Annotated in this window: 19 protein-coding genes, 1 pseudogene and 1 other annotated feature; of the genes and pseudogenes, 10 read left to right on the top strand and 10 right to left on the bottom strand. The window is 39.1% G+C overall.

The features are described 5' to 3' along the window. Positions 1–92 precede the first annotated feature (92 nt). Positions 93–1040, top strand: a complete 948-nt coding sequence (locus tag IGJ87_RS01125) for a glycosyltransferase family 2 protein (RefSeq protein WP_002289860.1) — start codon at positions 93–95, stop codon at positions 1038–1040. 56 nt (positions 1041–1096) lie between these two features. Here IGJ87_RS01125 and pepV read toward each other — a convergent pair whose 3' ends face one another. Further along, positions 1097–2515, bottom strand: coding sequence for a dipeptidase PepV (pepV, locus tag IGJ87_RS01120; protein WP_002294157.1), 1419 nt, complete (start codon positions 2513–2515; stop codon positions 1097–1099). A gap of 148 nt (positions 2516–2663) precedes the next feature. On the opposite strand from pepV, the gene IGJ87_RS01115 reads away from it, so the two are divergent. From IGJ87_RS01115 to IGJ87_RS01100, 4 genes are all read left to right on the top strand, one after another. Further along, positions 2664–3509, top strand: a complete 846-nt coding sequence (locus IGJ87_RS01115) for an NAD(P)H-hydrate dehydratase (protein WP_002319484.1) — start codon at positions 2664–2666, stop codon at positions 3507–3509. A 3-nt stretch (positions 3510–3512) separates the two neighbouring features. Further along, positions 3513–3953 (top strand): acyl-CoA thioesterase, encoded by a 441-nt coding sequence (locus tag IGJ87_RS01110; RefSeq protein ID WP_002289317.1) that lies wholly within the window; start codon positions 3513–3515, stop codon positions 3951–3953. Positions 3954–4002: 49 nt separating this feature from the next. Beyond that, positions 4003–4197, top strand: coding sequence for a hypothetical protein (locus tag IGJ87_RS01105; RefSeq protein ID WP_002315615.1), 195 nt, complete (start codon positions 4003–4005; stop codon positions 4195–4197). A 135-nt stretch (positions 4198–4332) separates the two neighbouring features. After that, positions 4333–5019, top strand: a complete 687-nt coding sequence (locus IGJ87_RS01100) for a GntR family transcriptional regulator (protein ID WP_002289316.1) — start codon at positions 4333–4335, stop codon at positions 5017–5019. Between the two features lie 407 nt (positions 5020–5426). Here IGJ87_RS01100 and IGJ87_RS01095 read toward each other — a convergent pair whose 3' ends face one another. The 7 genes and pseudogenes from IGJ87_RS01095 to infC form a co-directional block, all read right to left on the bottom strand. After that, a complete protein-coding gene (locus IGJ87_RS01095; protein WP_002289315.1) occupies positions 5427–6116 on the bottom strand; it encodes a hypothetical protein in 690 nt (229 codons plus the stop codon). Then, positions 6091–8220: pseudogene (locus tag IGJ87_RS01090) on the bottom strand (hydantoinase/oxoprolinase family protein). Before IGJ87_RS01090 ends, IGJ87_RS01095 begins: the two are co-directional and overlap by 26 nt. Positions 8221–8267: 47 nt before the next feature. After that, positions 8268–9605 (bottom strand): citrate transporter, encoded by a 1338-nt coding sequence (locus tag IGJ87_RS01085; protein ID WP_104770856.1) that lies wholly within the window; start codon positions 9603–9605, stop codon positions 8268–8270. A 291-nt stretch (positions 9606–9896) separates the two neighbouring features. Then, positions 9897–11717 carry a DUF3329 domain-containing protein gene (locus IGJ87_RS01080; RefSeq protein ID WP_002319480.1) on the bottom strand — a complete coding sequence of 607 codons (1821 nt, stop codon included), beginning with the start codon at positions 11715–11717 and terminating at the stop codon, positions 9897–9899. Positions 11718–11955: 238 nt separating this feature from the next. Then, a complete protein-coding gene (rplT, locus tag IGJ87_RS01075; protein ID WP_002293355.1) occupies positions 11956–12315 on the bottom strand; it encodes a 50S ribosomal protein L20 in 360 nt (119 codons plus the stop codon). 52 nt (positions 12316–12367) lie between these two features. Next, complete coding sequence (rpmI, locus tag IGJ87_RS01070) at positions 12368–12568, bottom strand: 50S ribosomal protein L35 (protein WP_002289309.1); 201 nt, start codon at positions 12566–12568, stop codon at positions 12368–12370. Positions 12569–12639: 71 nt separating this feature from the next. Beyond that, positions 12640–13164 carry a translation initiation factor IF-3 gene (gene infC, locus IGJ87_RS01065; protein WP_002319479.1) on the bottom strand — a complete coding sequence of 175 codons (525 nt, stop codon included), beginning with the start codon at positions 13162–13164 and terminating at the stop codon, positions 12640–12642. Positions 13165–13207: 43 nt separating this feature from the next. After that, positions 13208–13333 (bottom strand) — a sequence feature (ribosomal protein L20 leader region). A 150-nt stretch (positions 13334–13483) separates the two neighbouring features. Between infC and IGJ87_RS01060 the strand changes: the two genes are divergently transcribed. Continuing rightward, a complete protein-coding gene (locus tag IGJ87_RS01060; protein WP_002294161.1) occupies positions 13484–14116 on the top strand; it encodes a pentapeptide repeat-containing protein in 633 nt (210 codons plus the stop codon). 1 nt (position 14117) lies between these two features. Here IGJ87_RS01060 and IGJ87_RS01055 read toward each other — a convergent pair whose 3' ends face one another. Further along, positions 14118–15023: a magnesium transporter CorA family protein gene (locus tag IGJ87_RS01055; protein ID WP_002319478.1), complete on the bottom strand. Its 906-nt coding sequence runs from the start codon at positions 15021–15023 to the stop codon at positions 14118–14120. 84 nt (positions 15024–15107) lie between these two features. Beyond that, the gene (locus IGJ87_RS01050; protein ID WP_002294164.1) at positions 15108–15767 is read right to left on the bottom strand and encodes a deoxynucleoside kinase; all 660 of its coding nucleotides are present in this window, start codon (positions 15765–15767) and stop codon (positions 15108–15110) included. A gap of 315 nt (positions 15768–16082) precedes the next feature. Between IGJ87_RS01050 and mvk the strand changes: the two genes are divergently transcribed. Genes mvk through fni form a run of 4 tightly spaced genes read left to right on the top strand, consistent with a single transcriptional unit; the run spans position 16083 to position 20156 of the window. Continuing rightward, positions 16083–17027, top strand: coding sequence for a mevalonate kinase (gene mvk, locus IGJ87_RS01045; RefSeq protein WP_002288231.1), 945 nt, complete (start codon positions 16083–16085; stop codon positions 17025–17027). Continuing rightward, positions 17020–17997: a diphosphomevalonate decarboxylase gene (gene mvaD, locus IGJ87_RS01040; protein WP_002300050.1), complete on the top strand. Its 978-nt coding sequence runs from the start codon at positions 17020–17022 to the stop codon at positions 17995–17997. The genes mvk and mvaD overlap by 8 nt, the downstream gene beginning before the upstream one ends. A gap of 12 nt (positions 17998–18009) precedes the next feature. Further along, on the top strand, positions 18010–19095 hold the full coding sequence (locus IGJ87_RS01035; RefSeq protein WP_002288233.1) for a phosphomevalonate kinase: 1086 nt from the start codon (positions 18010–18012) through the stop codon (positions 19093–19095). Next, a complete protein-coding gene (gene fni, locus IGJ87_RS01030; RefSeq protein ID WP_002300048.1) occupies positions 19092–20156 on the top strand; it encodes a type 2 isopentenyl-diphosphate Delta-isomerase in 1065 nt (354 codons plus the stop codon). Before IGJ87_RS01035 ends, fni begins: the two co-directional genes overlap by 4 nt. The last annotated feature ends 155 nt before the right edge of the window (positions 20157–20311 follow it).

The raw sequence follows: 20311 nt of genomic DNA, 5'->3' as shown, positions 1-20311 counted from the left end.
AAATGATATTTAGCGGGAAAAACTAGCATTTCCTTTGATTATGAGGTATTTTTAATTTAGCTTTTGTTTTCTATAGTTAAGGAGAGTGAAAAATGGAACAACAAGAAAAAATTGCTGTTCTGATTCCTTGTTACAATGAGGAAGCAACAATTTCAACAGTCATTGCAGACTTTAAACGAGAATTACCAGAAGCAGATATTTATGTCTATGATAATAATTCGACCGATCGAACATACGAATTGGCCGTTCAAGGTGGAGCAATCGTAAAAAAAGAACCTCGTCAAGGAAAAGGAAATGTGATCCGCCAAATGTTCTTTGATATCGATGCCGACTATTATTTAATGGTAGATGGCGATGATACTTATCCTGCAGAAGCTGTACATGGTTTGCTCGAGAAATTACGTTCTGGTGAAGCAGATATGGTCATTGGTGATCGCCTATCAAATGGAACCTACTTTGATGAGAATAAGAGACCTTTCCACGATTTTGGAAATAACCTTGTTAGAAATACAATTACTAGAATGTATAAAACAAAAATTCTTGATGTCATGACCGGCTATCGAGGATTCAATCGTATCTTTGTCAAAAGTTTTCCTATTATGAGTTCTGGTTTTCAAATCGAAACGGAATTGACGATCCATGCTCTAGATAAAAAATTCAAGTTCGTTGAGATCCCAATCGATTATCGTGATCGTCCTGAAGGCAGCGAATCAAAATTGAATACATTCTCTGACGGATTCAAAGTGATCATGATGATTATTAAAATGTTTAAAGATTATAAACCTTTGCTTTTCTTTGGGATTTGGACCATCTTCTTCTTTTTATTTGGATTGGTCACGGGGATTCCTGTGATTCGCGAATATATGCTGACAAGCTTTATTACACGCATCCCTTCTGCGATTTTAAGTACTGGATTGATGACTTTAGCACTTCTTTCATTAGTAACAGGGTTGATTTTGGATACAGTCGTCACGAACGCTAAGAAAGAATATGAATTGAATCTATATCATGTTTATCATGAATACCACAGTAGAAAGTAAAAAAAGGATCAAGACTGCAAAAATAATTTGCAATTCTTGATCCTCTTTTTAATTAATTATTTTGCCAAACGATAGATGGCATCTGCATAGATTGCTGTTGCTCTGAACAAGTCATCAAGACTCATAAATTCGTTTGCTTGGTGCATTGTATCAGTATATCCTGGGAACATCGCTCCATAAGCAACGCCACGTTTCAACAAACGTCCGTAAGTTCCGCCACCGATGATTTGTTCGTAGCCTTTTTCTCCAGTGTGGTCTTCATAGACTTGCAATAATGTAGCCACCAATGGATCATCCATTGGTACGTAATGTGGTTCCATTACGCGAGCACCTCGAGTAACTGTTGCGCCTTCTTGCCCCACTGTTTGTTCGATGTCACTTTGCAATCCGTCTACTGTTACACCTTTTGGAAAACGGAAATTCATATTGATGAAGTTCGCTTCCTCTGTACCATTTTCTTCAAAAGCAAATAGTCCAGCATTCATTGTCAATTTGCCCATTTTTTCATCTTCATAAGCGACTCCTAGTTTTTCTCCATAAAAATCTTCATGGACATAAGCAGCTGCTACATGGATAAATTGTTTAGCAGATCCTAGGAATTCATAGTTATCTAAGAACAATGCCAAGAAAGAACCTGCATTGATACCAGATTGTGGGCTTGCACCATGTGCGCCTTTACCAACTAATTCGATTTTTACATACGTATTGTCTGCTTCAATCGTTCCGCTTACTGGATTTGCTTCGATGAATTGGTAAAATGCTTCTTCCATCGCGATAGCTGCATCTGCACTTGGTACTTGAAGTGCTGCAGTTGCTGTTCCTGGCACCATATTTTCGCGAAGTCCGGAAACAAAAGATTTCAAGACATAATCTCCTGCATTGTCGCCTTTGAAGCGTAAAGCTAAAGAAACATTTCCTTTTTCACCATTGATGATTGGGAATTCAGCATCTGGTGAGAAACCAAAATCTGGTTCTTCTTCATGTTCGAAATAATAAGCCATATCGCCCCAGCCGCTTTCTTCATCGCTGCCGACTACGAAGCGAACTTTTTTTGATAGTTTCAAGTCAAGTTCTTTAATGATCTTCATCGCATAGTAAGCTGCCATACTTGGACCTTTGTCATCGCTTGATCCGCGTGCAAAGATCTTTCCATCCTTGATTACTGGTTCATAAGGATCTGTGTCCCAGCCATCTCCTGCAGGAACGACATCCATGTGTCCAAATATCCCTAGCGTTTCGTCTCCTTCGCCAAGATCAATATGCCCTGCATAGTTATCGACATTTTTTACTTTAAATCCATCACGTTCGCCATAAGCTAACATATGTTTCAATGCGTCGCGAGGTCCAGGTCCAAATGGTGCATCTGGTGTTACTTTTGAGTCATCGCGCTCGCTGTTGACACGTAAAAGATTTTTCAAGTCTTCAAGCAAGTCTTCTTTACGTGCTTCTACTTCTTTTTGCCAATCAATTGTCATAAAGTTAATCCTCCACTTATTTAAGTCTTCGTGTTCATGATACCACAAATTACAGAAAAAAATAGTTCAAAAAATCTGACAATTCCTTTTCTTATCTGTTTTTCTCTAAAAAAAATATACGCTATAATGAGTAAAAGGAGGTTTTTCGATGCTGATAAACGAACAACTAGTGAAAAGAGTCATCACACCTCGTCCAAAAATTTCACATAAAGGAACATTTGGACGTATCGTTTTGATTGGCGGCAATGAACAATATGGCGGAGCAATCATTATGAGTGCTTTAGCTGCCGTACACAGCGGAGCGGGTCTCACGACTGTAGTAACTGATGAAAAAAATCGGAGTGCTCTTCACAGTCATCTGCCAGAAGCAATGATTGTAGATTGGACGGATACTGACCAGTTTCTTTCCGTAATAAAGCAAGCAGATGTACTCTTGATTGGTCCCGGATTGGGTACTTCTTCTAAGAGTTTGGAACGTTTCAAACAAGTACTAGAAAACCAATCAAAAGAACAATGGCTGGTGATTGATGGCTCTGCTTTAAGTTTACTTGCTGCTAATCATCTTTTGCTACCCTATCCCGAACAAACTGTACTTACACCTCATCAAATGGAGTGGCAACGGTTGAGTTCTCTACCGATACAAGAACAACGGGATAAAGAAAACAAAAAGAAGCAACAGGAAATCGGTGCTGTGCTCGTTTTGAAAAGTCATGAGACAAAAATTTATGGTCACCAGCACTTCTACACCAATCCTTTAGGTTCTGCTGCTATGGCAACAGGCGGCATGGGTGACACTTTAGCTGGGATGATCACAGGATTTTTAGCCCAGTTTCCTCAAAATGACCAAACGATTGCAGCAGCTGTTTATCTTCATAGTTTCATTGGAGACCAGCTGGCAAAAGAACAATATATTGTTTTGCCGACACAAATCAGCGAAGCACTTCCGAAATGGATGAATTATTTTTGTAAAAAATCAATGGAAAACGAGGCATGAGTCATGGAGAAATTTACAGGTTATGTGCGAGAACCTTTTTATTATGAAACAGATCAAATGGGGATTATTCATCACAGCAATTATATCCGCTGGTTTGAAGAGGCTCGGGTAGCCTTATTGGTACATCTAGGGTTTCCCTATAAAAAAATCGAAGAATCTGGGATCATCATCCCCGTTCTGGAAGTAAATTGTAGCTATAAAGAAATGATCCATTACGGAGAAAAAGTGAGCATCCATCCAACTATCCAAAAGTATACGGGGACACGGTTGGATTTTAGCTACGAAATTGTGGGAACTGAAGACAAAAAATTAAAAACTACTGGCAGTAGTAAACACTGTTTTTTACTTTCTGATTCGCAGCGATTAGTGAAGCTGAGCAAAGTCAATCCGGAGTTAGATCAGTTATTCCAAGCGTACGCTTCTTTGGATGATGTAAATTCTTAATAAAGACCGTCTAAGCATTTTTCTTGTATTGTGTCGAGTAGTTCGTATAATGAAAAGAAAAAAGCAGGTGATCCCCATGTATGTCGTTAAAGTAATGCACGGTTACATCGATAAAACTGGCTGTCGCACTCGGGAAAAAAACTTAGACAATCTGCTCATTTTCAAAGACAAAAAAGAATCCGAAGCTTTTGCTAAAAGAATCGGCGGTCGTGTCAAACCGATCCAAGAGGTACGACCAGATTGATTCAATATTTTTCTTTTCGAGGCTCTAATAGGCATGCCTATCAGGGCTTTTTTTGCAGACTGTGTTTTTATGCCCACACGATTTGTAAGCGATTTATGTTATAATAGATTATATCTGCATAGAAAGGAAGGTTAAATGGTTATCAATAATTTGCAACAGCAAGCTTATGAATCTATACGTAAACAAATCATTTATTCCGAGTTAGCACCTGGAAGTAAAATCTCCGATAAAGTGTTAGAAGAACAACTAGCTATCGGGCGTACACCGATTCGAGAAGCACTGATCCAACTGCGCAATCAAGAGCTTGTAAAAACCATTCCACAGTCCGGCACTTATGTTTCAAAAATCGATATCCGATCTGCTTCATTAGCCCGTTATACGCGGGAAAAGTTGGAAAAACCGATCCTGCAAGAATGCAGTGCGAAAATGACCAAGCAAGATCAAGCTAAACTAGAAAAAATACTAGAACAAACCGATCAGGCAGTGATCGCTCAAAATAAAAAAGCTTTTTTTGATTTGGATACTGATTTTCACCGAACTTGTTATGAAATTGCTGGAAAACGAGAAATTTGGGATTGGCTAGAAAGTTATAGTACGCACTTGAACCGTTTCAGATGGTTACGTTTGACGATTTCAGAATTAGACTGGGGTCGAGTATTAGATGAACATCAGACAATGCTTCAATCAATGATTGATCATAACTTTGATGAAGTCGGATTTCTTTGCACGATGCATTTACATATGATTATCGAGGAGCAAGAATACGTGATTCATAATTACCCCGATTATTTTGAAGATATTCAGGACAGACCCATCAAATAAGAGGTTTTGGAATCAGCGTTTTGACCTGAGTATTAGAGAAAGAAACGGCAAAATAGTTCCTCATATTTTGCCGTTTTTTTTGAGCTAATACCGAGGGTCAGCTGATTGCACACCGTTTATTGAGAGGTTGTGAAAAAGCTGCCCTGCATCAAGTAATAAGAACAGCCAAGTAAAAATAGCTTCTTATGTTTTTAACTTGGCTGGACTTACTACCGCAGATGCAAGCTTTTGAACACCGTTTTCCAAGAGGTCGTGAGCCTGCCGTTCATCTCCGAGTCACAAGGAACAATTTCAAAAAACAGCTTCTCATGTTTGTTGAATATTTTGACTTGTGACCGAGGAGTTGACAGGAGAACACCGTTTATTCGGAAAAAAAGGACTGTGACACGACTTTTGTCACAGTCTCTTTATTTGTAATCTAAATCATACTCCGTACATCTTTTTTCTATTTTTTTTATTTCTTCTAAGATCCCTTGGCTACGAATTTCATTATATGGCCAAAGTAAGACTGCCTCTAATACATAAGGCGAAAAATCGCTTTGATTCATCTCTTTTGAAAAACTCATCGCTGCTATCTCGCTCAATGCACGAATGTTTGATTGATGTGTATAAAAAGGCAACCGCCACAGCACAATTTTTTCGCTTTGCGTATAAATTCCCTTAACAGAAGCTTCGATGTGGTGAAATAGTTCATGTCCAATAATCAAAGCTTGCGCTGTTTCTTTAGAGATCGAAGCTAGTCCTGAACATTTTAATTTTTCTAACGGCTCCGTCATCAATCGGATCCCTTCATCTTCTGCATAAGTTGCAAAAGTGATTCGTTCGTTTATTTGCTCTGATTCACAGGAAACGATTGGAACAGCCATTTGTTCACAAATTTCTCCTACATCGGCAAAAGGGTACTTTTTTTTGATGCTACATGCCGTTTCGATACCACAATCGATTGATTGTTGTATAAGAATTTTCTGCTTGGACAAAGGAATCTTTTTCCAAAATAAATCTCGCCGAAACTGGTAGAATCCCCAAATTTCTTCGGGGATCTGTTGTAATTCGTTTAGTAACTCTTCTAACTTATGTTTGTTTGATATTTCCGGCAACGACGATCACTTCTTCCTCCGGTTCCATAGTAGATACTTCCAGATCCATCAAAAGCTGTAGTTGTTCCAGATCCGTCGCTGTAAAATCAGAGACTCTTGCTCCTAAGCAGAGATAAAATTCTGGTCGGGCAATCAATTCAGTTTGATAAACTGCCATATCTTCCCAAAGTTGTTCGACAGCTGTCATATAATTGGCTGCAGTTGTTTTCATACATGAAGCATGTCCACGTTGGACCTTGATAAATCCTTTTTGATCGATGATCCGAAGACTTCCAGCATTTTTTGAACGATTCTGTTCGCCACATACATAAAAGAAAGGTGTATTTTCCAATAAGCAAACTTCATTTTTATTTAATCGCATATCCTCTGCAGCAAGCTCTAGTGCTTCTTCTGTTGTGATCTCCTTGGTTAGATCGGTTGCTTTCACTTCCGTAGAACCAGTAGCGATAGCCGTTACTTTTGAAGTCTGTGGATCGATTTCTACGTGGACTTCGATCGATTCTGGTGTAGCGCCTGATTCAATCGCTTTATTCATTGCTTCATTTTTCAACGATCGTATATCTTCTTTACTTGGCGAAGGGATGATACGTTCTACAACATCTCAGACCATTGCAAGTGCTACACCAATAGAAGAAATCACTTCGGCGTTTTCAGGAATCGAATATTTCACACCCATTTTATTACTAAAGTAAGTAATCAATGAGGCAGCGCCGCCCCCTACACCTACAAGAGAAATCTGATCTTTCTCCAAGTGATACTTGTCTGCCAATTCTAAAATCACCGGTTCAATCTTAGCATAGGATTTTTCCATGATCTGCTCTGCGATGTCTTCAACCGTCGTATGACAATAGTCTGCTAATGCCTGTATGGCTTTTCGTGCAGATGGGACATTTCCATAAGAAAAATGTTCTTCTTGCACTAATCCAAGGACATTGGCTGCACATGTATTTGTAATAGTCACTTCTTCTCCGTCTTCCATCACTACCTTGACGTAATCAGCAGGGTCTCCTTCTTTAGGAGAGAAAAATTCAACCTTAGGACCTTTGATTTTTTCTGTCTCCGCAAATACTGCATAATCTAGACCGGCAATATGTGCAGAACGTGGACCGACATCGATGATTCCTGACTGATTAGCCCGTACCATCGAACCGCCTGCCACACCTAGAACCCGAACATCTAATGAAGAGATATATGTTGGGTGGCCACCTACAATTGAATAATCGATTGCTGGACGTCCATTTTTAATGACCCCGATATTGGTTGTTGTTCCGCCTACTTCAAAATAAACACCATTAGACGCTCTCAAGTACATCAAAGAGCCCATGACTGATGCAGCAGTACCGGAAAGCATGGTTAAAACAGGTCGTTTTTTCATTTCATTGATTTCCATTACTCCGCCGTCTCCGCGCATAATCATCAAAGAAACATTGACCCCTGCTTCTCGTACGGAATCTTCTGTAGAGGTTGCCGTATCTAGCATTTTTGGTAAAATAGATGCATTGATTGCTGCTGTCCGAGTTCTTCTTGTCAATCCATATAATTTCGTAATGTCAGAAGCCATCGTTGTAGGGATCGCTTTCACAGATGCTGCTTCATAAACAACTCGTTCTGGTTCCCCATTATCTACTCCAAATGCCATAGAAAAAACCAAGACCTCCGCTCTTTCTCTTTCTAAAGAAGAAATCGTTTCTGAAACACGGTCTACATTTAAGTGTTTGACAGGTAAGAATGCATTGACAATCTCTATTTTTTTCTTATTCCCTAAATCGATATCGTTCAATCTAGTTTGTCGTTTTGCTAAAAAACCTTCTAATCCACCTTTTGCCATCCCGATTACGCCGACTTTTGCTACGTCTCCTTCAATCAGTGCATTAGTCGCTTGTGTGGTAGAATGTGCAACAAACACAACATCTTCTGGACTGATATTATTTTCCCGCAAACAATTTTGAAAAGACTGAACGACACCTGCGGCTACTCCACGGACATCATCGTGGGTTGTTTTCACTGAAGATTTTCCGATGATTTCGTGCGTCGCATTATCGATTGCGACTGCTTTCGTATGTGTACCGCCAACATCAATTCCCATTCGCACAAAACGTTTCATTTTCTTTTCCTCCATTCATCTAATCGTTTTTATCGACGTTTTGTTTACTAGGCGTTTCCGTACAATAAGAACGTGATCAGGCATAAGATCGCACCGATGATCCAACCAGTTGGGATGGATTTCTTCATATCTTCTCGAGAAGTTACTTTTGTATAACCTAATCCCCAAGCAACCCAAGATTGTGTAATATCTAAATGCTGAGGAGCAATCGTTGTGATTGCAAATAACGGGAACAAAAAGGCTGGCGACATCGTTGGATTAACAGCTAACACGACAGCTAAAATAGCTGAGCCTGAACCGACTAGATTCATTGGACCGCGGAAAAATCCTAGTGGTGTCAATATAGCAAATACGATTGCCAAGACTAATGGTGATTGCGGTATCCAATCTCCAAAAATAGCTGAAAAATAAGGAGAAGCATACGCAGCTGAATTATTGAACATCGCTAAGGTCATCAAGAAACCAACCATTGGTGCAACATCTACTGCGCCATCTGTAAATAATTTCGCAAACTGACGACAGATTTCTTTATAACCTCCGCGCAATTTTCCAGTAAACAGCAATGCCCAGATACCTGCTAGAATAAAACCTAAGATGATTGGAAGATCTAAAAGAACGACCCCTAAAACTGGTAATAATACGGCTAACCATGAGATCATTGGTGCGTCGCCACCTTCAGCTGGTACGTTTGCTGCCATTGCATAGCGTTTCTTTTTGTTCATTGATATATTAGCGACCGTTAGTAACACAACTAAGCTTACAATCATCCCAATCATACCAATTTGGAAATAGTCATTATAAGTATAGCTTTCAGCCGCTGGATTGAAACCAGCATAAATCGTTTGATATTGTTTGAAATTGACGATATTAGCAAATATTCCAGCCATAATCGAGCCCACAAATGAGAACAGTGCAACCGGTACTGAAATACCTAATGACATCAAGATCGGCAATACAATAACTGCAATAGAAATCACTGGTCCGATTCCTGTCATCGACATGAATATAACAGCGGTTACAATACATAGTAAGCTCATCGTGATTCTTGGCTTGTCCCCTCCAAGTTCAACTACCTTTCGAATCAGGGTAGCTGCGATTCCGCTATCTACTAGAACACGCCCGAAAAAGGCACCAAAGAAGACATTTACCAAGATCGATTTGGCGTACTCAGCTGGCCCCGTCGTATAGATATGCGTCAACACATCAATTACTCCTTGCCCTTCCATCGCCGGGTTTGGTGAAAACGTGTTTCCGACTAGCGCTAATCCCATCCATACAGTAGCCATGATGGCAAAGCCGACCATCAAGTTATAGCCTTTTACACAGTACCAGACCATGAAAAAGAATGAGATAACTAACAAAATACCAATAATAATATCACTCATGTTATTCCTCCGTCCATTTTGTTTTTCTGATAAGCAAACTAATATATCAGTCGAACTCATTCTAACTTATGTAGTTAGCGCTTTCATTAAAGGATGACCATAAATGTTCGGATTTCAATTAAAAAACCTTAATTATGTTATTTTAGACTTATACGTTGTTATCCCGTTTTATATGGTGAAGAATTGTAAACAAAAAAAGGGATCTGTGACAACAGTCGTGTCACAGTCCCCTTTTTCCGAATAAACGGTGTTCAAAAGGAAACAAACTTATGAAAAGATGTCTCAGTAACCTTATCTTAATAAAGTTACTTCTTCATTAACTATGCCAATGTTTACAGAATCCAAGATCTTTCCATCATTAGATAGAACAACTATATTGATTCCAGGTTTATTCCGTGAAATTGCTATCCCGTCAATGTTAATATATCCAAACTGCTGATCTTCGTAAGCCGTATAGCTAGTTCGAACAGTAATTTCTTTTCTAGCCACATCTTTACTGAAAATATTGTAATTTTGTTTTTGTGATAAAATTGCTTCTTTTTTATCTAGAATCATTCCTGAAAAGTTCCAGTGTTGTTTAAAAATCTCTGGATCTAAGCTAGGGAAAAATTTTATCATGTCATTTATCAACGTTTCATTTATCTGTGTGACATCACCAAATCCAGCAACAATGAGTGGATTTTCAGAGTCCGCTAGTTTTTTTAGATAATCCTGAGCATTCCATATATTCATCAGTTTAGAATCGCCGTTTTTATAGATATTTTTCCAGTCCTCTTCAGTTATAGAACGGACACTTTGTAAATCAAAATACTTTGCGTTAGCTCTGTTTACTTGCGCATCAACATCCCCTTTTATATGCGAAAGTGCGCTGGAATAGGCAGGATAACTCGTATTATTATACGAATGGAATTCACTTACAACAGGATTCAAATTACCTTGTTGCTTTTGAGCTTTCAAGTAATCGTATTGTTCTTCAATATTACGATATGAACGTGCAATATCAATGGATCCTAAGGCAAACGAAAATAGAAATTGGACTAGCAAAATAGAGCTGATTACACTGTAAACAATCTTTGGCGCAATTTTTTCAATTTTATCGGGCCATTCTATCATCATTGCAATAAGAATATATAATACTCCGCCAAAAAAAGAACGCCCCCATCCAAGACCTGCAGGTGATATTGCTAATACATAAATAGTTGCCAATCCTGCTATTATATAAATATAAGATAGACGTAACCACTCTTTTCTGTGATCAAAAATTATTCCCAATGACAGTAATATTGCACATAAAATAAATAACTGTAATCCATTTTCTTGTAGAGTTTGGGTAATATCTACAATTCCTGAAAACAATTTATGAGGTAAAGACCATGTACTACGTTCAAAGTAAGTTGCTCTAATCGCATTTCCTGGAGCTGATGCCATCATAAACAACCCAAAAATAGTACCAACCAAGCCTGAGAACATCCATAATTGTAATGGCTTTTTCTTACGGTAAGTTATATAGATATAACCTAAAATAATTAAAACAGCACCTCCAGATGTGTTCTCATTACACCAACCTGCGGCGACACCTAAAATTGCCATAATTATAAGGTTTCCTACTGATTTAAAAGGGAGTAATCTATCGGCATAACAATAACGATGGTAAATAAACAGAACGCTAGTTATAATTATTCCCCCCCATAAATAATTTGCAGCGCCTGTTTCCCACAAAATCGTCTGTCCAAATGTGGGAATGAATAGCCATATAACGACATTTATCATCAAATATTTAAAAGCATGAAACTCTGTTTTATCTTTTGTCGTTATCTTGTAAATCAAAATGGTTAACAACACATAAATTAATGGATTGACTAAATTGAAAACCATTTTAGGCATCAATAAAAACACACGAGCGATGATATGCACCACGGATCTTCCAGTCCACGTCATATACTGATGATATTCGTCTTGTAGTATAGTTGAAAAATCCGTAGTTTTATACATGTATTCAATATCATCAGCAATTAAAGGTGTTAAAAAATTTAATACAACCATTATTAAATAAGTACATAACAACATGGCTATTCTTTTATTCTTGTCTATATTTTCTTTTAACCAATTCACTTTTTTCCCTCTTTCGTTATATTTTGTTTAAGAAAAGTTAGCTAAATAATATCCTTTTCTCTTAAAAATTATAGCATCTATTCTATTTTAATGCGCGATGAATCCAATAATCTGCAGGATGAAATAATGATTACTAAATTTCTCTTACTGTTTTGTTTAATTATGTATATTACAACACTAAAAAAGAGGAAAGAACATAACTTTTCGTTATCTTCTTTCCTCTTTATAATTGTTTAGCTTATTTAGCCAAAGCGTCTTTTGCTTGGTCAGCCAATGCAGTAAATGCTGCTGCATCGTTTACAGCCAAGTCAGCTAACATTTTGCGGTTGATGTCGATTTCAGCAACTTTCAAACCGTGCATTAATTTTGAGTAGCTCAAGCCATTCATACGAGCTGCTGCGTTGATACGAGCAATCCACAATTTACGGAAGTCGCGTTTCTTTTGACGACGATCGCGATATGCGTAGTTGTATGAATTCATTACTTGTTCTTTTGCTGTTTTAAATAAAGTGTGTTTTGAACCGTAGTAACCTTTTGCTAATTTTAGCACTCTTTTACGACGTTTACGAGTTACTGTTCCACCTTTAACACGTGCCATGTATAATTCCTCCTAATAAAAATAAATCTTCAAATTCTGTTATTTGTACTTCTTATTTCATTTTTGCTAGTTGTTGGCGAATACGTTTGAAGTCGCCACTAGAAACCATGCTTGCTTTACGCAATTGACGGCGTTGTTTTTTTGTTTTGCCGTGGAAACGGTGACTTGTAAACGCGCGGAAGCGTTTCAATCCGCCTTTACCAGTACGTTTGAAACGTTTTGCTGATCCGCGGTGTGTTTTTTGTTTTGGCATGACTATATTTCCTCCTCAAAATCTTTCGTTATCCGACTATCGGCTGTCCAACAGCCAGTTAGTCATTCAAATTACTTACTGTCGTTTTTCGGTGCCAGCGTCAAGAACATGCTGCGTCCGTCCATTTTCGCTTTTTGTTCCACTGTTGCAATATCCGCAGTTTCTTCAGCTAAGCGATTCAAGACTTTTTGACCAATTTCTTTATGGGTAATGGCACGGCCTTTGAAACGGATAGAAGCTTTCACTTTATCGCCCTTTTCCAAGAACTTACGTGCATTACGAAGTTTTGTATTGAAGTCATTCAAGTCGATCGTAGGACTTAAGCGAACTTCTTTTACATTGATCACTTTTTGTTTTTTACGCGCTTCGCGGTCTTTCTTTTGTTGTTCGAAACGGTATTTACCGTAGTCCATGATTCGCGCAACTGGTGGTTTCGCACCAGGGGCAACTAACACAAGATCCAAGTTTGCTTGTTCTGCAATATTCAATGCTTCTGCTTTTGACTTAACTCCTAATTGCTCACCATCTGAACCGATCAATCGTAACTCTCGTGCACGAATGCCGTCGTTAACCATCATATCCTTTGCTATGGTCATTCACCTCCAAATATTATGAGAGAAAGAAAAGCTTACCGAATAAACGGCAATAAAAAAACGAGTTCTCTTACAGAACCCGCGCGTACTTCACCTAATAGAACCAGTGAAAACTATCTAGCCCAGTGACATTATCAACTAAGGCGAGAAGCGGGTGCTTCTGCTTTTATTTCTCAACCATCATAGTATAGCAAAAACTAATCTTTTTGTCAATGTTTTTCATACAGTTTGTCTTCCTTTTCTGAAAATGATTAGATTAGCAGACTTTCTAGCAGTGATTCCCGTTTCTTTGCTATACTAAAGAAAAACGAGGTGAACCCACATGAAAAAAATCGAACCTATTCCACCTTCTCTTCCTCTTCTTACAAAGGGAGAGTTTTATTTAGAAGATGAGGAGATCTTCTCTGGTCTTCTGATCAACGGGGGTGACCAAAGCTATCTCGATGCCAAAAATATGGTATTAAGAGAGAGTCATATCCAAAAACTTACGATGCAAAAAACAGTTTTACGTCATTTTGAATGCAGTAATGTCATTTTTGAAAAATGTGATTTTTCCAATCTGGAGTGGATTGGTGGCAGTTTCCACCAAGTCGTGTTTCATCAATGTAAATTAACAGGTACGAATTTTGCCGAAAGTTATCTTCGAGACTGTACTTTCACTGATTGTATTGCTTCGATGGCTTCCTTTAGTAGTACAAACTTGAAAGCTGTCTCCTTCGATCATTGTCAATTAGAAGACAGCGAATTTTATGAGGTCACTTGGAAAAACCTTTTTTTGTCTGACAATCAGTTAACCGGTTCGAACTGGTTTCGAACTTCTCTGAAGGGATTAGACTTTACGACTAATTTCTTCACAGCAATCGCTTTATCTCAAGATTCTTTGGCGGGACTAATCGTCAACCAAGAGCAAGCACTTGTGATCGCCCAAGCCCTTGGTTTGCAGATCAAAGACTAGATCAACGAATCCGCCGCCACAGTGCAATAAGCATCCAAATAGATAAGACCAAACTGATGATCAAGGCGATTCCCCATCCGAAAACGGAATGGGTAAAGGGTAACTGGAGATTCATTCCGAAGAATCCTGTCACAATAGTTGGAACGGTCAAGATCAGCGACCAGACCGTCAAAAATTTCATCGTGTCATTCAAGTTGTTATTCAGCAAATTATTATAAGTGCCAGAGAGCTGGTCTAAAATCTGCGAAGCTAAGTTCGTCATTTCAACTGCTTGTCGTGCTTCGATCAGTGCATCGTCCAACTCTTCTTTTTGCTTTTCTGACAACTTGCGATAAATAGCCAATGCCTTGATTTGTTCTAAAAGTACTACATTTTGTTTTGTTCCTGTAACTAAGTAAACCAAACCGATCTCTAAATCTGAAAGTTGCAGCAGATTCTTGTTCGTTGTTTTTTCTCTTAATTTCAGATTAAGCCGCTGACGTTCACTATTCACTTCCTCGATTAAAGGAAAAAAGGAATCAGAAATCAAAAACAATGTACGAAACAATAAACTGTATACACTCATGTCTGGCATTCGTTCCAAAAGCGATCTAATTAGTCGAATCACGTACTCGGTATTCGGCGTGGTAAATGTAAACAAACCGTCTTCTTTTAAAATAAAAGCGATAGGACTAGTTTCATAATGATTATCGACTTTTTGCTGGTGCGGAACATTTGATACAAGCAGTAACGCTTCATCAAAAGAATCGTACTCTACGCGCGCCCGTTCATTTTTATCTAGAGAATAAGTCAGCATCTCGTCACTAATGCCATATTCTTCTTTTAAGTTTTTAACAGCTAGCACATCGTTTTGCTGTACATTGATCCAAAAATTACGGTCTTGATTAAAATAGTGTTTTTCCCGCATACTCTATCCTCCTGACATTTGTTTCCAGTATAAAGAAAAAAGTCGCTCAAATAAAGGTTTACCCTTTATTTGAGCAACTGTAAATCAAATGGCTACTTTGGTTTGGCGAATCTCTGCTAATTTTTCTTCGATCATTTTCAAGACTTCTTCTTTTGCTTGAGGATCTTCCACAAAATTATAGCGGTCTCCATCGATTTGGATTTTTGGACTTTCTTTGTATTCTTCATACCATTGATCGTAACGTCTGTTCAATTCTTTGTAATAATCGTATAGACTTGGATCAAAGGACAATTGTTCATACGAACGTCCACGTTTTTCGATACGCTCCAACATCGTATCAAAAGATACACGAATATGAACTAATAAATCCGGGTGTTTTTTATGGGCAGCATAGGGCAGTTCTTCCATCATGTTTTCCAGCAGTTCATCATACACACGAACTTCTGTTTCTGTTGCTCTTCCTAGATCTGCATTTAGATGGAAAAGCAGTGAATCTTCATAAATCGAACGGTCCAATACATTATTGTCATCTTTCATTGCTTGTTTGATGCTTGCAAAACGTTTATTCAAAAAATAAATTTGCAGCAAAAAAGCATACTGTTCAGGGTTTGCATAAAATAAGGGCAAGACTTCATTATCATCAATCGATTCATAAAATGCCTGACTATCAAAGTGTTCAGCCATCATTTCTGTTAAACTTGATTTTCCGGCACCAATTGTACCTGCTAAAACGATCACGCTCATTTACCTCCAGCTCACTTCATCACTAAATATTGTGTTTAACTCCAACCTTTTTAAATATACCCCCAATATCTAGTAGTGTCAATTGTATTTTTTTCTAGTCAAAGAAGAAAAAAAGTCAAAAAATTCTTAAGAAAAAAGTGTTTTTTCTTTAGAAAACGTATTCTTAGTTTTACTTCTGAGATGGTTTTAGTAAAATAAAGGAGGAATGTTTTTTGAGACCCTTAGTGGACAAAAAAATTCGTGAAGCAGCGCAACTCGTTTTGGGCGCTTTATTTTTTGCTTAAAAATCACTTTTACGTGAGAAGGAGTTAGATTATGGCAAACTATGGCCAAGGAGAATCAAGCGGAAAGATCATATTGATGGGCGAGCACGCGGTTGTTTATGGAGAACCAGCGATTGCCTTTCCTTTCTATGCAACAAAAGTCACCGCATTCCTTGAAGAGCTGGATGCAATGGACGATCAACTGGTTTCTTCCTACTATTCAGGAAATTTAGCCGAAGCTCCTCATGCATTAAAAAATATCAAAAAATTATTCATTCACTTAAAAAAACAGCATGACATCCAAAAAAACTTGCAACTGACCATTGAAAGCACGATTCCTGCTGAACGTGGAATGGGATCAAGCGCTGCAGTCGCCACAGCAGTCACTCGTGCTTTTTATGATTACTTAGCATTTCCTTTGTCTCGTGAAATACTATTAGAAAATGTCCAGCTTTCGGAAAAAATCGCCCACGGTAATCCTAGTGGAATCGATGCAGCCGCTACTAGCAGCTTGCAGCCGATTTATTTTACAAAAGGGCATCCTTTTGACTACTTTTCTTTGAACATCGATGCTTTTTTGATTGTCGCTGATACAGGAATCAAAGGACAAACAAGAGAAGCCGTCAAAGATGTCGCTCACCTCTTTGAAACCCAGCCTCATGAAACTGGACAAATGATCCAAAAATTAGGATACTTGACGAAGCAAGCAAAACAAGCAATCATTGAAAATTCACCAGAAACGTTGGCACAGACAATGGATGAATCACAATCACTTCTGGAAAAGCTGACAATCAGCAATGATTTTCTTAATCTATTGATCCAAACAGCAAAAGATACCGGGGCATTGGGTGCCAAATTAACTGGCGGTGGACGCGGTGGCTGTATGATTGCATTAGCACAAACAAAAACAAAAGCCCAAGAAATCAGTCAAGCACTTGAAGATGCGGGTGCTGCTGAAACTTGGATACAAGGATTAGGAGTACATACCTATGTTTAAAGGCAAAGCACGCGCATATACCAACATTGCTCTAATCAAATATTGGGGTAAGAAAAATGAAGAACTCATCCTTCCAATGAACAACAGCCTTTCGTTAACATTGGATGCATTTTATACAGAGACAGAAGTCATCTTTTCTGATAGCTATATGGTAGATGAATTTTATCTAGATGGCACCTTGCAAGACGAAAAAGCAACAAAAAAAGTCAGTCAGTTTCTTGACCTTTTTCGTAAAGAAGCCGGCCTCTCACTAAAAGCTTCAGTAATCAGTCAGAATTTCGTTCCTACCGCAGCTGGATTAGCCTCCTCTGCCAGCGGGCTAGCTGCTTTAGCAGGAGCTTGCAATACTGCTCTTAAGCTTGGATTAGATGATCTCTCTCTTTCAAGATTTGCTCGACGCGGGTCTGGTTCAGCTTGCCGAAGTATTTTCGGTGGTTTCGTCGAATGGGAAAAAGGCCATGACGACTTAAGTTCTTACGCTAAGCCAGTCCCTTCCGATTCTTTCGAAGACGATTTAGCAATGGTTTTCGTTTTGATCAACGACCAGAAAAAAGAAGTGTCCAGCAGAAATGGGATGCGTCGGACAGTCGAAACATCCAGTTTTTATCAAGGCTGGTTAGATTCCGTTGAAGGGGATCTATATCAATTGAAACAAGCAATCAAAACAAAAGATTTCCAACTTCTCGGAGAAACGATGGAAAGAAACGGACTAAAAATGCATGGAACGACTTTAGCTGCCCAGCCTCCATTCACTTACTGGTCTCCTGACAGCTTAAAAGCGATGGATGCGGTGCGGCAATTGAGAAAAAAAGGCATTCCATGCTACTTTACGATGGATGCTGGCCCTAATGTCAAAGTTTTAGTGGAAAACAGCCATTTATCTGAGGTACAAGAAACATTTACCAAATTATTTAGCAAAGAACAAGTAATTACTGCCCATGCTGGTCCAGGAATTGCGATTATTGAATAAAGGGAGATTTTTATGATTGAAGTATCTGCACCAGGCAAACTCTATATTGCCGGAGAATATGCAGTTGTTGAAACAGGCCATCCAGCAGTTATCGCTGCAGTCGATCAATTCGTAACAGTCACTGTAGAATCCGCACGAAAAGTCGGAAGTATCCAATCTGCACAATATAGTGGGATGCCTGTACGTTGGACAAGACGCAACGGAGAATTAGTTTTAGATATTCGGGAAAATCCTTTTCATTATATCCTTGCTGCTATTCGTTTGACTGAAAAGTATGCACAAGAAAAAAACATTCTTTTATCCTTTTATGATCTGAAAGTAACAAGTGAGTTAGACAGTTCAAATGGCCGGAAATATGGATTGGGTTCTAGCGGTGCCGTGACCGTTGCAACGGTCAAAGCCTTGAATGTTTTTTACGCGTTGAATTTATCTCAGTTGGAGATTTTCAAGATTGCAGCACTAGCCAATTTAGCAGTTCAAGATAATGGTTCCTGCGGCGACATCGCTGCTAGCTGTTATGGTGGCTGGATCGCTTTCTCAACCTTCGACCATCCTTGGCTCCAAGAACAAGAAACTCAGCATTCTATCAGTGAGTTACTTGCCCTGGATTGGCCAGGTCTATCCATTGAGCCATTGATTGCTCCTGAAGATTTACGTTTATTGATTGGTTGGACGGGTAGCCCTGCCTCTACTTCTGATTTGGTCGATCAAGTTCACCGTTCGAGAGAAGACAAAATGGTGGCTTATCAGCTTTTCTTAAAAAACAGTACAGAATGTGTCAACGAAATGATCAAAGGGTTTAAAGAAAATAATGTAACGTTGATCCAACAGATGATTCGAAAAAACCGACAATTACTGCATGATTTATCTGCAATCACTGGGGTCGTCATCGAAACGCCTGCTTTGAACAAATTGTGTAATTTAGCTGAACAGTATGAAGGAGCCGCAAAATCTTCTGGTGCAGGTGGTGGCGATTGCGGAATCGTAATTGTTGACCAGAAATCTGGCATCCTTCCTTTAATGAGTGCATGGGAAAAAGCAGAAATCACTCCACTGCCGTTACATGTCTATAGCGATCAAAGAAAGGAAAACCGATGAATCGAAAAGACGAACATGTTTCACTAGCTAAAGCCTTTCATGATAAACAAAAAAACGAATTTGACTTCGTACGGATCATCCATAACCCTTTGCCGCAAATAGCAGTTTCTGATGTCGATCTAAGTACACAGGCAGTTGGGTTTACACTAAGCAGCCCATTTTATATCAATGCGATGACTGGCGGAAGCGAAAAAACAAAAAAAATCAACCAAGATCTTGCAATCGTCGCAAGAGAAGCAGATTTGATGATTGCCACTGGTTCAGTCAGCGCTGCCTTGAAAGACCCTTCTTTAGCCGATACTTATACGATTATGCGACAAGAATATCCTCACGGGAAAATCATTGCCAACATCGGTGCAGGGACTTCTGTCGAAAGAGCCCAAGAAGCTATCCGATTGTTTCACGCAGATGCCTTACAGATTCATTTGAATGCACCTCAAGAGTTGGTTATGCCTGAGGGAGACCGTGATTTTACCAATTGGAAAGTACTTATTCAAGAGACTCAAACAGCCATTGACGTCCCCCTCATCGTAAAAGAAGTCGGTTTTGGCATGACAAGAGAAACGCTCAATGATCTAGCTGCTTTAGGAGTTCATACAGTTGATATCAGCGGTCGAAGCGGAACAAGCTTCACCCAGATCGAAAACGCCCGTCGCTCCAAGCGGGAACTGAGTTATTTAGCTGACTGGGGGCAATCGACAGTCTCTTCATTGCTTGAAGCAAATGAAGCAGACACTTCTATGGAAATCCTAGCCTCCGGAGGTATCCGCAATGCCTATGACATATTTAAAGCCCTTTGTCTCGGCGCAAATGCAGTGGGTACTTCAGGAACCGTACTGACGCATCTGATGAATCACGGCGTAGAAGAAACTATTATACTGATGAAGCAATGGCAAGAAGAGCTTCGTCTGCTTTATACTATGGTCGGCGCAACGAATACCGCGGCCCTACACCAACAATCACTGATCTTTTCCGGACCAGTGAAGGATTGGTGCGAAGCAAGAGGGATCGACTTAGTGAAGTATGGAAGACGCACAGAAAAGAGCGTGGGACAAAAGTAAAGAACACTTTTGTCCCACGCTCTAAACACGTATAAACGGCGGAAGCAAAAGCAACTCCTTCGGAAATAAGCTGAAATTCACAAAAATTTGAAAAGCAATTTTCGTGAATTCCTTCTTATTTCTTGGAGTTAAACGCTTCTGTCCCAGCCTCTTTT

The organism is Enterococcus sp. DIV1411a (assembly GCF_050531945.1).
Lineage (GTDB): Bacteria > Bacillota > Bacilli > Lactobacillales > Enterococcaceae > Enterococcus_B > Enterococcus_B faecium.
This window is presented reverse-complemented; position numbering and strand designations above follow the sequence as displayed.

Bases quoted from the DNA above. Each gene is read 5' to 3' on its own strand.
- rplT (WP_002293355.1), bottom strand. From the start codon at position 12,315: ATGGCACGTGTTAAAGGTGGAACAGTAACTCGTAAACGTCGTAAAAGA.
- pepV (WP_002294157.1), bottom strand. From the start codon at position 2,515: ATGACAATTGATTGGCAAAAAGAAGTAGAAGCACGTAAAGAAGACTTG.
- infC (WP_002319479.1), bottom strand. From the start codon at position 13,164: ATGACCATAGCAAAGGATATGATGGTTAACGACGGCATTCGTGCACGA.
- IGJ87_RS01085 (WP_104770856.1), bottom strand. From the start codon at position 9,605: ATGAGTGATATTATTATTGGTATTTTGTTAGTTATCTCATTCTTTTTC.
- IGJ87_RS01060 (WP_002294161.1), top strand. From the start codon at position 13,484: ATGAAAAAAATCGAACCTATTCCACCTTCTCTTCCTCTTCTTACAAAG.
- IGJ87_RS01050 (WP_002294164.1), bottom strand. From the start codon at position 15,767: ATGAGCGTGATCGTTTTAGCAGGTACAATTGGTGCCGGAAAATCAAGT.
- IGJ87_RS01110 (WP_002289317.1), top strand. From the start codon at position 3,513: ATGGAGAAATTTACAGGTTATGTGCGAGAACCTTTTTATTATGAAACA.
- IGJ87_RS01115 (WP_002319484.1), top strand. From the start codon at position 2,664: ATGCTGATAAACGAACAACTAGTGAAAAGAGTCATCACACCTCGTCCA.
- fni (WP_002300048.1), top strand. From the start codon at position 19,092: ATGAATCGAAAAGACGAACATGTTTCACTAGCTAAAGCCTTTCATGAT.
- rpmI (WP_002289309.1), bottom strand. From the start codon at position 12,568: ATGCCAAAACAAAAAACACACCGCGGATCAGCAAAACGTTTCAAACGT.
- IGJ87_RS01125 (WP_002289860.1), top strand. From the start codon at position 93: ATGGAACAACAAGAAAAAATTGCTGTTCTGATTCCTTGTTACAATGAG.
- IGJ87_RS01100 (WP_002289316.1), top strand. From the start codon at position 4,333: ATGGTTATCAATAATTTGCAACAGCAAGCTTATGAATCTATACGTAAA.
- IGJ87_RS01055 (WP_002319478.1), bottom strand. From the start codon at position 15,023: ATGCGGGAAAAACACTATTTTAATCAAGACCGTAATTTTTGGATCAAT.
- mvaD (WP_002300050.1), top strand. From the start codon at position 17,020: ATGTTTAAAGGCAAAGCACGCGCATATACCAACATTGCTCTAATCAAA.
- IGJ87_RS01035 (WP_002288233.1), top strand. From the start codon at position 18,010: ATGATTGAAGTATCTGCACCAGGCAAACTCTATATTGCCGGAGAATAT.
- mvk (WP_002288231.1), top strand. From the start codon at position 16,083: ATGGCAAACTATGGCCAAGGAGAATCAAGCGGAAAGATCATATTGATG.
- IGJ87_RS01105 (WP_002315615.1), top strand. From the start codon at position 4,003: ATGAAAAGAAAAAAGCAGGTGATCCCCATGTATGTCGTTAAAGTAATG.